We start from the raw sequence: 14,045 nt of genomic DNA on the forward strand, positions 1-14,045 counted from the left end.
GCGGATTCAAAAATAGTCAATTATTTGGCATTCCTCTGTGGCTCGAGCTGGTCGCTACCCGGTAACTCCGGCTCGATTTCGGCCGACCCCTCTTCCTCAACGGGCCTGGCGAGAGGAAAGCGGAGAGAAAAACAGGAACCCAGATCCGGCTCGCTGGTGACGTCTATGTTGCCGCCCACGTTGCGCACGTATTCCCGGGCCTGATAGGCACCGATGCCCATGCCGGTCAGCCCCTTGGTGCTCTCAAACGGTTTGAACAGCTGGCTCTGGATGAAGTCCTCTGTCATACCTGCTCCTGTGTCCTGAATAAACAGTACCACACTGCCGCTGGCGGTTTTTAGGGTCAGGGTAATTTCGCCGTCCGGTGGGGTGGCATCCTGGGCATTCTGTATCAGGTGGCCGAGGATACTACAGAGTTGGTCCCGGTCGGCGTTGATGTAGATCTTTCCGGGAGTGCCTGCCACCCGAGGTGTTGGCTGGCGGCGGGAATAATGCTCCGCAAGGTGAGTAATGACCTCGCGGAGTTCCACCACTTCGGTCTCCAGGGTTTCGTCCGCCGGTTTGCGGATATGGTCTACCAGATTGGACATTTTGCGAACAGCGTGATCCGTGGTGTTGATCATGTCGTCAATAAACGCCGGGTTTTCCCGATGCCGGGGGGCATTCTTTACCAGTAACGACAGTTGTGCAATCAGCGTTTTCAGGTCATGGACCATAAAAGCGGAAGCCTTGCTGACCGCTTCGAACTGCATGGCCCGTGAGAGCCGGTTCTGGGCATCCGCCTGGGCCAGCAGGTTACAGGTTTGCCGGGCGACAACCTTGATGAGGTCAAAGTTTTCCCAGTTCAGCTCCACCCGGGCGTAGGGGTTGCCGATCATTGCGATACCGTAAAGGTCGTTGCTGAGATACAGAGGAATGACAAGCCATCCGTCTGGAATCTTCGAGATTGAGTCGGGAATTTCCAGCAGGTTATAGGCAACCGGGTCGCTGTGGTATTCATGCAGATCGATGATCCACTCACGTTCACCAAAAAACCGAACCAATTCAGAATTGGCGTCGATGGTTGTGTATTTCGGCGTTACCAGGTTTACAGCGGTTTTGAGAAGATAATCGCCCTGGTCTTCCCGGATCCACAGAGCGCCGGCATTGCTTTCCACCAGGCTGGTGAGGATGCGGATCACCCGCTCCGGCAGTGGGGGGTTATCGCTGAGATCCGCCATCTCACGGGTCATCTTCAGCCACTCTTCCCGGTAATCGTATTTGTAGTCGAAGAAGTTCTGGCTGATGAATACCATCAACCGGGATCTGATCCGTCGCGATGTCAGCAAAGTGGCCAGAAATACGAGGGCGATCGTAAGAAACAGGACCTGAAGCGCCTCTCCCCAGTCGCCGCCGAGGGTTTTTACGTAGTAGCCCCCCAACGCCAGAAACAGAAGGTAGGCCCCGGCCAGGAGCAGGGTGCCGGCATGGAAGACCGCTGAGCGGGAGAGCTGGAAATCCACCGGCTGTTTCCGGGTATTGATAACGTTGACGGCAAACAGCGGTACCAGCGCAGCATTGACCAGGCCCCTGGCATTCCAGAAGGAGTCAGCCACCTGGCCAAACAGCAGGGCGTCGGCATACATGAAAAAGTCGAAGGCGAACAGGGTGGCGACGGCGATGCACACATACTTCATGCTGGAGCGGCCGAATGACAGCGAGTTACGCCAGATCTGTTCCACCAGGGAGAGGCCGAGCAGGGAGAGGGCGATCTGGCCCACGACTTTGGTTTTACCGTCGAGAATGGTCATCCCGAAGGCGTATTCCAATAACCCGGCGCCTAGCAGCAGTACGACCAGGGCCACTGTGGCCGTGGCGAGGATACGGCGCAGCCGGCCGACCAGGTTGGCGGTCCGGAAGGAATCCCGCAAAAGGGCGAAAAGCACTGTGATCCAGGCTGCGTCCCGCAGCAGTTCCAGCGTATAACGGATGAAAAACCCGGGCTCGCCCCACAGGCTCTGGGCGATCAGGGAGGCGGCCCATATCAGGGTAACGAAAGAGGCCAGTACCAGTGAGCGGTCGATATCCCGCCGAAGGTATCGCGTGGCAATAACCAGCCCCAGCAGCCCATAGGCTATGGCTGCGATGGAATGACTTATCAGGCTGAAATCGTTCAGCATGGCTCGCGTCCTGCGTTGTTCGCCATTAGTTACACCGGTTTTTTGTTCTCGCGGTAGAACCGGAATATTTCTTTCAGCGGTCGCTTGGGGGTGAATCCGAACTCTCTCGCGAACGCTCTGCCGTCAATCACGACAGGATACTTGAAAAAGTGCATCAGATACGAAGGAAAACTTCGCAGATTGAGGGTCCGTAATATGATCTTCGGAAGTATTGGCGGAATGGAGGGTATGGGAATTCGTTTGCAGCCGCAGAGTTTCAGGGCGTGCTGATAGGCCACCCAGTCTTCAGGTGCCACATTGAAAATGCCGCGCTGGGGCTTGTTGTAGGTAAGCACGATGGCGTCGGCCATATCGTCGATATGGATAAACTGCATCATTGGTGAAAAGCCCGCCAGAACCGGGGCCCGTTCCATGCCCAGCAGGGTGCTTATGGAATTGCGAACGCCGGGACCGACGATGTTGCAGGGGCGCAGAATGGTAATGTTCAAATCCGGATAGCGCCACAGGTAGATGTTGGCGAGGTTTTCCAGTTCTACGGAATCGATGAGGTCTGCGCTCAGGCCCGCACTTTTAAGTGGCGCTTCTTCGTCGATCAATGCCGGGTTGTAGGCTACCGCACCGTAGACATGAAAGGTGGATAAAACCACCATCCGTCTGATGTTGTATTTGTGGCTCAGGTCCAGCAATTTCTGGGTGCCCAGCACGTTGGCGTTGTAGCGGCGCATGCGGGTGAGCTGGCTGGACATGATACGGCCCAGGTGGATGATGCCATCGAACTGGTAGCGCCGGAAAAGATCCTCGAACGAGCGCTTGTTAAAGTCGATGCAATAGCTGGGAATGTCATCGCCCAGATAGACCTGCTCACGGAAGTCCACCGCTACCAGGTTACAGGTCTCCCGCAGCCGGTCGATCACTTGTTGTGCCAGGGCACCGGCAGCACCGGTGACCAGAATATGAGGTCTGCGTTGTTCTTCCATCAGAACAGCCTTTTCCTTTCGCTCAGCCCGGTGTCTATCAATTCACTGATTGCCGCTTTCACCTGTTCCACCCGCTCGGTGACCTGTTCTTCCGGGATTTCCCGGTCATCAAACACCATCGGGTCACCAAAATTCAGGTGTACTTTCGCAGGCAGCACCACGGGCATGGCAAGAGGGGCGTAGGGTATGCCCAGCAGCCTGGCCAGGGGCTTGATGTCGGCGATGGCCGGAATGGTTTCTTCACACCCCACCACGCCAACCGGAACAATAGGCGCGTTGTACTTCATTGCAAGATGCATGAAGCCGTTACCGAACCGTTTAAGTTGATAACGGTCGTGGTACAGCTTGCCGGAGCCCCGAACTCCTTCGGGGAAAACAATCACAGCCTCGCCGTTGGCCAGCATTTTTGCACAATTGGTCGGATCGCCCAGTACCGCACCAAACTCGTTCAGCAGGTTGCCAAGGTAGGGCACAGTGGGGAAGAAGCGCTCAATCATCGCCCGGGGGATACGTGGTTTCTCTTCGCGGGAAGCCAGGGCGTAGGCAATCAGTAAACCATCAACCGGCAACTGGCCGCTATGGTTCGGAACAATCAGTACAGGGCCCTCGGCTGGTATTTTCTCAACACCCGTCGCTTCCACCCGGAAATATTTTTCATAGATCTGGCGGGTGAGTGAGAAGCCGTACTTCATTACCTCGTTGTTGTAGCCCCAGGGATCATACCCGAGCGAGCCAATGGGCTTGCGGATACGATTGATGTGGCTTTCCAGGTCCGCCGGTATCAGCCTTGATTTCAGAAACGATGCTAGACCCATTTGGGCTCCCTGTTTTTTTAAACCCTTCCAATCATAACGCCAAGAGTGTGGCTTTGGCCTTCATTAAGCACGCGGTAATCACTGAGAGCATTGGCGGTTTCGACGCACAGCATGGACTGCCAGGCCTCACCCGGGAAGTCTGATAACTGCGCCGCCTTTTCATGCCCGGGATTCCACACCACGGTGGAGTCGCTGCCGATGGCGGTCAGTTTGCGAAATCCCGCCGGGGTGGCGACGATCAATGGATTGCCACTTTCATAAATGCGGTCGGTTTCACCATCAAACTGCACGGCGCCCTGTTGTGTGTGGTAACTCCAGTCCTTAAGGGAATCAACGTAGCCACAGTTCTCCAGCCCCTCGACCCGGGTCTGGCGGATATCTGATGTAGGCAGGTAGGTATGGAGCGCCTGGCTGAAAGCGAGCGGCTCTGTTCCGGGATTGGTCGTGCTCAGTACAAGCTGGCACCCATCGGCTGAGAAGTTGAATGTCATCAACAATAGGGCACGGCCCTGCCATGCATCGGCGAAGTCGGCGTTCGCATCAAGAGAGAGACTGATTTCGACTTCCTGGGCGGTTTCGCGCACATCCTCCAGTTTCCATACGGCGGTGCGGGCAAAGCCATGGGAAGCGTTAGTGTGTATTCGTCGTCGCACTTCCGGCGGATTTTTGTCAGGGACACCAAACCACGGCCAGCATACCGGAATACCACCACGAATGGCTCGCTCCGGTTCAAAGCGGGCGGTGTCGCTGAGCCACAGCCACTCGGGTTCATCACGGGGCGCGAAATGGGTTAGGTGGGCGCCTTGCAAAAACAGGCGGGCGCGGAACTGGGGATGGTGTACTTCTATGGCTTCCAGCTGCCCGACGGTTGCCCAGCGGGTGAATGACCAATGCCCGGGTTTCAGTGTCACTTGGTGCCTCATTGCTCGCGTATATCGTGGCTGCACGATCGCTTATGGGTGTTACGGCATTTGCTTACGGTCAGGGTAAATTAAAACTGTCTTTACGGCGAGAATCCTGCCTAAAATCGCGAATCCCCGCCGGAGTCTGTTTAATGAATGACCAGTTTGTTGCACCCGTACTTCCTCAAAGTGATCCGCCCCCCGTCGTCAGCGACCAGTGGCTTGATGAGCTTGCCGATGGCCTGACGGAGAATGGCTGGATGAGCCAGGATGTGGCTTGCCGCCTGGGGGCGGGTCTGTTGAGTGGTTTGCGTAATGAGGTTCAGATACTGGACCGTACCGAGGCGCTCAGGGGGGCCGGTGTGGGGCGCGGCGCTGACCTGCTCCGGGACCGGTCCGTACGCCGGGACAAGATTGCCTGGCTCCAGGGCATGACCCCGGTGCAGGCGGAACTGTTTGAGTTTTTTGACGCCGTTCGGCTCGGCCTGAATCAGCGTCTGTTTTTGGGACTCAGGCGTTTTGAGGCTCACTACGCCACCTATCATCAGGGAGACTTTTATCGTCGCCATGTGGACAGCTTTAAGGGCAGGGCCTCGCGGGTTGTAAGCCTGGTGCTGTACCTGAATGAAGACTGGGAGGAAGCCGATGGCGGGGCTCTGCAGGTTTACAATCGTGAGAGCGAGAATGAAATCTGCGGCATTGTCGTGCCGGAGCAGGGGCGGATGGCGCTATTCATGAGCGAGGAGGTACCTCACGAGGTGTTGCCTGCCAACCGCACACGGTACAGCATTGCCTGCTGGTTCCGTTGCGATGAGGTGCCATTGGCATTGTAGTGTGTTTACCATTGTAGTGCCCGAACCCTTTTGCTAATATGCGCGCCGCTTTCGGGGTTTTCGCCCCTAAGCCCGTTATGGTGGCTCCATTGGTGCCTCCGCAACGATAAACCGTGAACCCGGTCAGGCCCGGAAGGGAGCAGCCGAAGCGGTGGACTTGTGTGCCGGAGTGTCGCTGATGGAGTCACCCCCAAATCCCTTCCCGAGTTTCACACCTGAAGATTTACCTAGCATCCATGCTGCTGGAAAGCATTGGGGCGAAGGTGTTCATCTCGCGGTGCTTACTTCGATATTGATCTGGGTTCGAGGCGCCCGTGCCCGGACTAAATCGAGCAAGGTATAGACCAAAAATATCAAACCAAAAAACTCCAGCGACTCTTCTGCAGTTTGAAACAGGCGATAGTTTAGATCAGCCTCTCCGTCTTGTGACTCAAAATAGTTACCGCCAAGCATCTCGACCCCAATGGCCCCGCCAAGGAAGATTGCAGCGGAAGTCCCGAATAAAATCCGATAACGAGAACCTAGTCTCCAAAGGGTGGGGGCCACAATGATGCCCAGAACAACCACCAATAAGGCGTAGGGTATTACCCAGGCAAAATATAGTAGCCCTCCCGTGCCCGCCACTTCCCGCACAGGCCGGATTAACAGTTCGTGAATGGAGGCGAACTCATCCAAAGATAGAAACACAAACACGACTGATAACAATAGCCAGGTTTTTCTTCCAGTTTCCCCGGTGCCACTGACTTGCCACAGGAAAAGGAAGAGGAGGCCGTTAAAAAACAGCAGTAAACTGGCGAAAAACGTTGGCACATTCCCTTCCAGGCCGATGTTGAACAAAGGCACCAGGCCTTTCACATAGTCGTGTCCAAGCCCATAGGTCATGAAGAGGCCAATGCTGTGAGCCACAAAGAGTGCCAGAAAAATCCCGCACAACATCGCTGTCACGCGAATGGGGGTCACGACGATCCGTAAGTTTTTAGAGGCCATAGACTACAAATTCCCTGTTGGTCGATAACTTCCCCGCAAAGGTAGAAACTGCAAGACGAAATGTCGAGCTTCAGCCACTGCGGCACAGCCAGTGTAGCTCACCGTGCCGCACCCGGGGGGACTTGGCGACTTCTTCTGGCACGGTGACCGTGCTATGGTTAAACCCATTTTTAACGGCAGTTGGCAGAACATGAGCTACCAGGTACTTGCCCGTAAGTGGCGCCCCCGTACATTCGAAGATATGGTCGGCCAGGAGCATGTGCTCCAGGCGCTGATTCACGCCCTGGACAACCAGCGGCTGCACCATGCCTACCTGTTTACCGGCACCCGCGGGGTGGGTAAGACCACCATCGGCCGCTTGCTCGCACGCTGTCTGAATTGCGAAACGGGCGTTACTGCTACCCCTTGCGGTACCTGTTCCAGTTGCCAGGAGATCCAGGAAGGCCGTTTTGTCGATCTGATTGAAATCGATGCCGCCTCCCGCACTGGTGTGGACGACATGCGGGAGCTGACAGATAACGTTCAGTACTCGCCCTCCCGCGGCCGCTTCAAGGTGTACCTCATTGACGAGGTACACATGCTGACCAACCAGTCTTTCAACGCCTTTCTGAAGACACTGGAAGAGCCGCCAGAGCACGTCAAATTCCTGCTGGCGACGACAGATCCGCAGAAGCTCCCCGTCACCGTTCTGTCCCGCTGCCTGCAGTTCAACCTCAAGCGAATGACGCCGGAGCATATCGCCGGGCACCTACGCCATGTACTGACACAGGAAGGCATTCCTTTTGAAGAGCCGGCTCTGTGGCTGCTCGCTCGGGCTGCAGATGGCAGTATGCGGGATGCGCTGAGCCTCACTGACCAGGCCATCGCCTTTGGAAACCAGAAGCTCTCAGGCAGTGATGTCAGCAACATGCTGGGCACCATTGATCAGAGGGATATCGAGAAGCTGGTCAACGCGCTCGTGGAGAACGACGGGCCGGCGCTGCTCTCGGAAATCGGTCGCATTTCCGACTTCGCCCCGGATTACAGCGTGATACTTGCAGACCTGCTCTCCCTGTTCCACCGGGTGACTATGGAACAGGTGGTGCCGGGCAGCGTCGATAATGCCCTTGGCGATGCGGCCCAGGTTGAGTCTCTGGCACGCAGGCTGAGCGCGGAAGATGCGCAGCTCTTTTACCAGGCTGCCCTGATGGGCCGCAAAGACCTGGCGGTAACACCTGACGCCCGCATGGGATTTGAGATGACTCTGCTGCGTATGCTGGCCTTCCGGCCAGGTGCTGATCGTAGGGAGCCGCCGGCGATTGCATCAGGTGATTCGTCTTCTGGACAGGAGCCACGGGAAGAACCCGAACCTGGCCCGGAAGCACCGGGGCCTCAGCCGGAGTTGTCAGAGCCTCAGCCCGAGTTAACAAAGCCTCAGCCCGAGTTTTCAAAGCCTCAACCCGAGCAACCAGAGCCAGTGGCCGAACAAGCCGCGCCTGAGCCACCTGTGCTCGAACAAGCCGCGCCTGAGCCACCTGTGCTCGAGGAAGTTGCGCCCGCAGGCGTCGCAGAGGATCCGGCTGACGGCCCCCCTCCAGTTGAAGCCGATGAGGCCTGGTTAGCAAGCCTTGATGCTACTGCCGAGTCCGCCGCAGCTGAAGCCGAGAGCGTAGACGACTATACTCCCGAGCCGGTAGTGGAGCCTGCACTTGAGCCAGAGCAAGCTCCAGTTCCAGCGGAGCTACCGGTTGAATCCCTGCCTGAATCCGGCGAATTTGTCTGGGAACAGCATTTCCGCAGCCTGGGAATTGTCGGCATGCCGGGTAACCTGGCCAGTAATGCTGCCATGAGCCGCCATGGTGATGAGATCGTACTGACTATCGACGAAGGCCATGCCCGTTTGCTGAATGCTCGCCACGAAGAAAAAATTGGCGAGGCATTGAGGAAACGGTTTGGCGACACCATAACCCTGCGTGTAGAGCAGGGCGATGCCGGGGGCAGAACTCCGGCGGCGTGGGAAGAGCGCCAGCGCCGTGCTCGCCAGAAGGCGGCGGAAGAGGCTATTCGCAACGATCCGGCGGTGCAGTCGATCGTTGAACGATTCGAGGCAAGGGTAGTCGAACAAAGTATCCGCCCTGTGTGAGGCGTACTTGATACATTTCCGGAGAAGGTGAGCATGATGAATAATATGGGCGACCTGATGAAAAAAGCCCAGCAGATGCAGGAAGAAATGAAGAAGGCCCAGGAAGAGGCTGCCAAAGCCGAGATTACCGGCGAGTCCGGGGCGGGTCTGGTGAAGGTGACCATGAACGGTCGTCACGATGTGCGCAAGGTGGACATCGATCCTTCACTGCTGAGCGAAGACAAGGAGATCCTGGAAGATCTTCTGGCAGCGGCCATTAACGACGCCGTTCGCCGTGTGGAAGAAAACCAGAAAGACAAAATGTCCGGCATGATGTCCGGTATGGGCATGCCTCCGGGCTTCAAAATGCCGTTCTGATGAGGATAGCTGATGGCTTTTAGTCCGTTGGTAGACGAGCTGGTAGAGTCGCTCCGGTGTCTGCCTGGTGTCGGTCAGAAAACAGCCCAGCGAATGGCGTTTCACTTGCTGGAACGTGGACGATCGGGCGGCTCGCGGCTTTCTGACGCGTTGGAGCGCGCGATGACGGGCGTTCGCCGTTGCGAAAGTTGCCAGAACTTTGCCGATACCCCCACCTGCAATATTTGCGAGAACCCCGAGCGCCGTAACGGTACCCTCTGCGTGGTGGAAAGCCCTTCGGACCTTCTTGCCATCGAGCAGGCTGGCGACTACCGCGGCAGTTACTTCGTGCTGATGGGCCACCTGTCTCCCATAGATGGCGTTGGCCCAGAGGAAATCGGCATTGAGCGCCTTCTAAGGCGTATTCATGACGAAGGCGTGGCCGAACTGATCCTGGCCACGAACCCGACGGTGGAGGGTGAAGCCACGGCCCACTACATTGCAGACAGGCTGGATGGCAGCAACATTCTCATTACCCGACTTGCCCACGGTATTCCCGTTGGGGGAGAGCTGGGGTATGTGGATGGGTTTACCCTGACTCACGCCTTCCGTGGCCGCAAACCCCTGACTGACTAACCCTGACCTGGTTTTTACTATGGACACAACCCACCCGGCCGCACCTGTTCCCGCGGTTCCCGAGACTGTTACCTGGATCCGGGAGCCGAAGGACCTGGACCGCTGGATTGCCGATGGCGAGGGCGAGCCGCTGGCGCTGGATACCGAATTCGAGCGTGTGAATACCTTTTACCCTATCCCTGGCCTGGTCCAGTTGGGGATGGGAGAGAACTTCTGCCTGGTAGACCCTGCCGTTGCAGAGGCATCGCAAGGTTTCCGCCAGATTCTGACCAATCCACAGGTGCCCAAGCTGCTCTATGCAATGAGCGAAGACCTTGAGCTCTTCCGCCACTGGCTGCAGTTGGAGCCGGAAGGCCTCATTGATCTGCAGATTGGCGCTGCACTGGCCGGAGCAGGGTTCTCCGTAGGTTACGCGCGGCTGGTTGAAACCCTGTTCGGGGAAACCCTGGACAAGTCGGCCACCCGTTCGGACTGGGTTTCGCGCCCGCTTTCCGAAGCTCAGGAGCGTTATGCGCTGGACGACGTTCGCTTCCTGGTGCCCACGTACCACTGGGTGATGTCAAAGTTGCGGGAGCGGGGCCTTGAGAATGCACTGGTGGAGGAATCAACAAGATTCTCCAGAGAGCTTGCGGCCCAGGATGACCCCGACAATCATTATCTCAAATTGCGGGGCGGATGGGCCCTGAGTCGCCAGCAACAGGGAGTATTGCGGAATCTGGTACGCTGGCGCGAAGGCGAATCACGGCACCGCGACCGCCCCAGGGGCCGCGTTGTTGCTGATCCATTATTGATCGCCATTGCCCAGAAGCTGCCGACGTCGGTGCGGGAACTATCGTCGGTACAGGGTGTTCCGTCTGCGGTTGTCCGTCGTTATGGTGATAAAATCATTGAATTGGTTACTGATGCTGCCTCCGCTGATAACTCCGGCATCGAAACCATCGCCCCGCCACTGAGCCGGGAGCAGCAAATGTTCTACAAACAGGTCAAGCGCCATATGATCCAGGCGGCTGAGGCACGGGATGTTCCGGTAGAGTTGCTGGCACCACGCAAGCGCCTTGAGGCCGTAGTAAATCAGAAGGATCTGTCTGTCGGGCTGTTTGATGAAGGCTGGCGCAAAGAGATCCTTGCGCCGGTGCGGGAACAAATCGAGGAATTACTGACATCATGACCGGAAAAACCTTTATATCGGTGTTTCGCAGCAGCAAAAAAGTGGACACCTACCTTTATGTTCGCCGGGGGCAGGCCTGGCATGAGTTGCCGGACAGCCTGAGGGAAATTTTTGGCACTCCGGTACACGCCATGGATCTGATCATAACGCCTGAGAGGAAACTGGCGCGCACCTCTGGAAAGCAGGTGCTCGATGCCATTGCCGACAAGGATTTCTTCCTGCAGATGCCGGAAGAGAACAGCGGTTATGTAGTGGACTTCCGCCGCAAGCCGGAGCAGACCCGGGAATGATTGCAGAGATTCCGTTCTGGCAGCGCAAGCGTCTGGACGAGATGACTTCGTCAGAATGGGAATCGCTTTGCGATGGTTGCGGCAAATGCTGTCTGGCCAAGCTGGAAGATGAAGACACCGGTGACGTTTACTATACCGATCTGGCCTGCCGTTACATGGACCAGAACACCTGCCAGTGCACGGTCTATTCCGAGCGCTTGCAGAAAGTGCCGGCTTGCACCGTATTGACCCCGGACTCACTCGGCGATTACCACTGGCTGCCATTTACCTGCGCGTATCGTACACTTGCGGAGGGTCGGCCGCTGGCGGACTGGCACCCGCTGCGCTCCGGCGATCCACAGTCGGTGCATGAGGCCGGAGTGTCGGTGCGTCACCGGGTGATGTCGGAAGCCGACGTAGCAGAGCAAGACTGGGAAGAACACATTATTCACTGGATGCTTTAATGATAGACGCTGAAACGAACCTCGCTTACGGAATTTTCTGGGCCCTTTACGCCGTTGCTTTTGTGGTTTTCTTTTACATGATGGCGCGGCTGTTCCGTATCATCCCCCTTTATGCAATCCGCACGCTACTGCAGGCTGCTTTGGTCGTTGTCTTCCTGACGCCAGTGGAGTCCGCGGAGGTAGCCAACTGGTGGATACCGGCCTGGTTGTATGGTGGCTACGAAACCATTCTGGGCGATGCCAGTGAGGCTGGTCGTGCCATCCTGAACTTTGGCATGGCCTCTGTGGCCATGTTGCTGGTGTGGATCCTTGATCTGGTCAGATACCGGCTGGTGAAACGCTAAGCCATGCGAAGACTACTCAACTGTCTGTTTGTCGTCTTAGTCAGTCTGCCTTTCGCGGTATCCGCCCAGCAGGCATCCTCTCAACAGGCGCCTGTTCTCGAGCTGCCTGCCAACGCCGATATCCGCATTATCGTGGATATTTCCGGTTCGATGAAAGCCAACGACCCCGACAATCTGCGCCAGCCCGCCGTGCGGCTGCTGGCCCGGATGTTGCCAGAAGGGGCCAGCGCCGGGGTGTGGACCTTTGGGCAATACGTCAACATGCTGGTCCCCCATGGCGAGGTCAACGATGGTTGGCGGGCGCAAGCCGTCGAGCGGTCCGGGCAGATCAATTCCGTTGCCCTGAGAACCAATCTCGGTGAGGCCCTGCGCGTGGCCAGCGATCGTTACCTGGCCGGCAGTGGTGAACTCGACAATACTGATTTTATCCTTCTCACCGACGGCAAGGTGGATATTGCCGACGATGCTGACGCCAATGAAAAGGAGCGGGAACGTATTCTTGGCTCGCTGCTGGATGACCTGCAGGGGCGTGGCGCCACCATCCATACCGTTGCGCTGTCAGACGAAGCGGATCTGGAATTGCTTGAAACTCTTGCGGCAGAAACCGGAGGCAGCTATTCCCTCGCGCGCTCAGCGGAAGCGTTGACCCGGGCATTCCTGAAAGCGCTGAACACGGCGGTTCCACAACAGCAGATTCCCATCGAAGGGAACGGTTTTACGGTGGACGAAGGCGTTGAGGAATTTACTGCACTGATTTTTCGCGCGGACGAGGAACCAGCCGCGACCCGCGAACTCGGACTGGTCAGCCCGGGTGGGGAAGAAGCGACAGCTGATTCAGTAGCCGACAATACGCGGTGGGTAAGGGAAACCGAATACGACCTCATTACCGTTACCGCCCCGGCAGCGGGAAAGTGGCGGATTAACGGGGAGCTGGGCGAAGGCAGCCGGGTGACGGTTGTCAGTGATTTGCGAATGGTGGTGAGCCCGGTACCGCCTACGTTCACTGCCAGTGAGCCGATAGCCGTTCGTATCGCCTTCTTCGAAGACGACAAGAAAATCGATAATCCGGATTTCCTCGGTGTGATTGACGTTCGGCTGACGCTGACGTCGGACGATGACCGCAGTGGCACCAAGACGCTTTCAGGAGATGAGCCCCCCGAGGATGGCGTTTACACCGACGATATCGCGCGGCTGCCGGATGAAGGTGAGTACGAGATAGATATCGTGGCCGATGGCCAGACGTTCTCACGAAGGTTCAGCGCTGTGACCCGTTTTGTCTTGCCTGAGGGTGAGGAAGCACCGGGTACGACCCAGCCTGCCGATACGTCGCCTGAAGCAGCCCCCGGACCAGCGCCGCAACCGGAACCTGAGCCTGCTCCAGAGCCCGAGCCCGAGCCGGAACCCGAGGTGGCGGAAGAGCCCGCCGTCGGGGAGAGCCCGATTGATATCAGCCAGGTCGAAGAAGCTGAAAGTCAGCCTGTTGTCGAGCCCGAAGATTCCGCAGGGCTGCCGCTCTGGATAATAGCGGCCGCTGGCGGGCTGGGCATACTGGTCATTGCCGGGGTGGCGTTCCTGGTGATGCGCCGAAAAAAATCTGAGGCCACGGAAGAGCCGCCTGTGATAGCAGCGGAAGAGCAGGGTGAAGAGGAGGAAGGTGAAGAAGCGAGAGGTGAAGAGCATCCGGAAGTCGAGGAGGAGATTCCCGTCGCTGTGGCTGAGCCCGAACCTGAGCCTGAATCAGAGCCAGAACCGGAACCAGTAGAGGAAGTGCCAGAAGACGGGATTCCTGTCGCTGATGCCGAAGTTGAGGAACCAGAGCCGGAGCCAGAGCCGGAGCCGGAGCCGGAGCCGGAGCCAGAGCAAAAAAGCGAAGATGAGCTTCCTGAGGACGAAGAGGACGACGAGTTCGGGTTGGAGGATTTCGATCTATCTGAATTTGACGATCTGCCGGATACGGATGAAAAGGGGCTCCTTGACGACGACGAGGAGCCTGACAACGGGAAAAAGTAACCGACCCTTATCAGACGGGCTTC

At 57.3% G+C, this 14,045-nt stretch carries 14 protein-coding genes and 1 other RNA gene; 10 read left to right on the forward strand and 5 right to left on the reverse strand.

The genetic code is table 11. From position 1 onward, the window contains the following. Window positions 1–20: 20 nt before the first annotated feature. The 4 genes from prsK to FO268_RS10040 are packed head-to-tail and all read right to left on the reverse strand — an operon-like array spanning window position 21 to window position 4,862. Window positions 21–2,159, reverse strand: a complete 2,139-nt coding sequence (prsK, locus tag FO268_RS10025) for an XrtA/PEP-CTERM system histidine kinase PrsK (protein ID WP_150992504.1) — start codon at window positions 2,157–2,159, stop codon at window positions 21–23. A gap of 29 nt (window positions 2,160–2,188) precedes the next feature. Next, window positions 2,189–3,136, reverse strand: coding sequence for an SDR family oxidoreductase (locus FO268_RS10030; protein ID WP_150992506.1), 948 nt, complete (start codon window positions 3,134–3,136; stop codon window positions 2,189–2,191). Further along, window positions 3,136–3,951, reverse strand: a complete 816-nt coding sequence (locus FO268_RS10035; protein ID WP_150992508.1) for a lysophospholipid acyltransferase family protein — start codon at window positions 3,949–3,951, stop codon at window positions 3,136–3,138. Before FO268_RS10035 ends, FO268_RS10030 begins: the two co-directional genes overlap by 1 nt. Before the next feature lie 17 nt (window positions 3,952–3,968). Next, window positions 3,969–4,862: a D-hexose-6-phosphate mutarotase gene (locus FO268_RS10040; protein WP_449806511.1), complete on the reverse strand. Its 894-nt coding sequence runs from the start codon at window positions 4,860–4,862 to the stop codon at window positions 3,969–3,971. A gap of 143 nt (window positions 4,863–5,005) precedes the next feature. Between FO268_RS10040 and FO268_RS10045 the strand changes: the two genes are divergently transcribed. Continuing rightward, the gene (locus FO268_RS10045; RefSeq protein ID WP_150992512.1) at window positions 5,006–5,686 is read left to right on the forward strand and encodes a 2OG-Fe(II) oxygenase; all 681 of its coding nucleotides are present in this window, start codon (window positions 5,006–5,008) and stop codon (window positions 5,684–5,686) included. A gap of 87 nt (window positions 5,687–5,773) precedes the next feature. Next, an RNA gene (ffs, locus tag FO268_RS10050) (signal recognition particle sRNA small type) lies at window positions 5,774–5,870 on the forward strand. 83 nt (window positions 5,871–5,953) lie between these two features. Here ffs and FO268_RS10055 read toward each other — a convergent pair. Beyond that, window positions 5,954–6,673, reverse strand: a complete 720-nt coding sequence (locus FO268_RS10055; protein ID WP_150992514.1) for a hypothetical protein — start codon at window positions 6,671–6,673, stop codon at window positions 5,954–5,956. A 190-nt stretch (window positions 6,674–6,863) separates the two neighbouring features. Here FO268_RS10055 and dnaX point away from each other — a divergent pair, with 190 nt between their 5' ends. From dnaX to FO268_RS10095, 8 genes are read left to right on the forward strand one after another with little or no spacing between them, the layout of a single operon-like run. Then, window positions 6,864–8,795: a DNA polymerase III subunit gamma/tau gene (gene dnaX, locus FO268_RS10060; RefSeq protein ID WP_150993319.1), complete on the forward strand. Its 1,932-nt coding sequence runs from the start codon at window positions 6,864–6,866 to the stop codon at window positions 8,793–8,795. Window positions 8,796–8,828: 33 nt separating this feature from the next. Then, window positions 8,829–9,152, forward strand: a complete 324-nt coding sequence (locus FO268_RS10065) for a YbaB/EbfC family nucleoid-associated protein (RefSeq protein WP_150992517.1) — start codon at window positions 8,829–8,831, stop codon at window positions 9,150–9,152. 12 nt (window positions 9,153–9,164) lie between these two features. Next, complete coding sequence (gene recR / locus FO268_RS10070) at window positions 9,165–9,767, forward strand: recombination mediator RecR (RefSeq protein ID WP_150992519.1); 603 nt, start codon at window positions 9,165–9,167, stop codon at window positions 9,765–9,767. A gap of 19 nt (window positions 9,768–9,786) precedes the next feature. Next, window positions 9,787–10,935, forward strand: coding sequence for a ribonuclease D (locus FO268_RS10075; protein ID WP_150992521.1), 1,149 nt, complete (start codon window positions 9,787–9,789; stop codon window positions 10,933–10,935). Continuing rightward, complete coding sequence (locus tag FO268_RS10080) at window positions 10,932–11,225, forward strand: YcgL domain-containing protein (RefSeq protein WP_150992523.1); 294 nt, start codon at window positions 10,932–10,934, stop codon at window positions 11,223–11,225. The genes FO268_RS10075 and FO268_RS10080 overlap by 4 nt, the downstream gene beginning before the upstream one ends. Then, window positions 11,222–11,668 (forward strand): YcgN family cysteine cluster protein, encoded by a 447-nt coding sequence (locus FO268_RS10085; RefSeq protein WP_150992525.1) that lies wholly within the window; start codon window positions 11,222–11,224, stop codon window positions 11,666–11,668. The genes FO268_RS10080 and FO268_RS10085 overlap by 4 nt, the downstream gene beginning before the upstream one ends. Next, a complete protein-coding gene (locus FO268_RS10090; RefSeq protein WP_150992527.1) occupies window positions 11,668–12,012 on the forward strand; it encodes a hypothetical protein in 345 nt (114 codons plus the stop codon). Before FO268_RS10085 ends, FO268_RS10090 begins: the two co-directional genes overlap by 1 nt. Window positions 12,013–12,015: 3 nt before the next feature. Further along, a complete protein-coding gene (locus FO268_RS10095; protein WP_150992529.1) occupies window positions 12,016–14,022 on the forward strand; it encodes a vWA domain-containing protein in 2,007 nt (668 codons plus the stop codon). The last annotated feature ends 23 nt before the right edge of the window (window positions 14,023–14,045 follow it).

Source organism: Marinobacter denitrificans (assembly GCF_008795955.1).
In the GTDB taxonomy this organism is placed as follows: domain Bacteria; phylum Pseudomonadota; class Gammaproteobacteria; order Pseudomonadales; family Oleiphilaceae; genus Marinobacter; species Marinobacter denitrificans.

Bases quoted from the DNA above. Each gene is read 5' to 3' on its own strand.
- FO268_RS10065 (WP_150992517.1), top strand. From the start codon at position 8,829: ATGATGAATAATATGGGCGACCTGATGAAAAAAGCCCAGCAGATGCAG.
- prsK (WP_150992504.1), bottom strand. From the start codon at position 2,159: ATGCTGAACGATTTCAGCCTGATAAGTCATTCCATCGCAGCCATAGCC.
- FO268_RS10090 (WP_150992527.1), top strand. From the start codon at position 11,668: ATGATAGACGCTGAAACGAACCTCGCTTACGGAATTTTCTGGGCCCTT.
- FO268_RS10080 (WP_150992523.1), top strand. From the start codon at position 10,932: ATGACCGGAAAAACCTTTATATCGGTGTTTCGCAGCAGCAAAAAAGTG.
- dnaX (WP_150993319.1), top strand. From the start codon at position 6,864: ATGAGCTACCAGGTACTTGCCCGTAAGTGGCGCCCCCGTACATTCGAA.
- FO268_RS10075 (WP_150992521.1), top strand. From the start codon at position 9,787: ATGGACACAACCCACCCGGCCGCACCTGTTCCCGCGGTTCCCGAGACT.
- FO268_RS10045 (WP_150992512.1), top strand. From the start codon at position 5,006: ATGAATGACCAGTTTGTTGCACCCGTACTTCCTCAAAGTGATCCGCCC.
- FO268_RS10085 (WP_150992525.1), top strand. From the start codon at position 11,222: ATGATTGCAGAGATTCCGTTCTGGCAGCGCAAGCGTCTGGACGAGATG.
- FO268_RS10030 (WP_150992506.1), bottom strand. From the start codon at position 3,136: ATGGAAGAACAACGCAGACCTCATATTCTGGTCACCGGTGCTGCCGGT.
- FO268_RS10055 (WP_150992514.1), bottom strand. From the start codon at position 6,673: ATGGCCTCTAAAAACTTACGGATCGTCGTGACCCCCATTCGCGTGACA.
- FO268_RS10095 (WP_150992529.1), top strand. From the start codon at position 12,016: ATGCGAAGACTACTCAACTGTCTGTTTGTCGTCTTAGTCAGTCTGCCT.
- FO268_RS10035 (WP_150992508.1), bottom strand. From the start codon at position 3,951: ATGGGTCTAGCATCGTTTCTGAAATCAAGGCTGATACCGGCGGACCTG.
- recR (WP_150992519.1), top strand. From the start codon at position 9,165: ATGGCTTTTAGTCCGTTGGTAGACGAGCTGGTAGAGTCGCTCCGGTGT.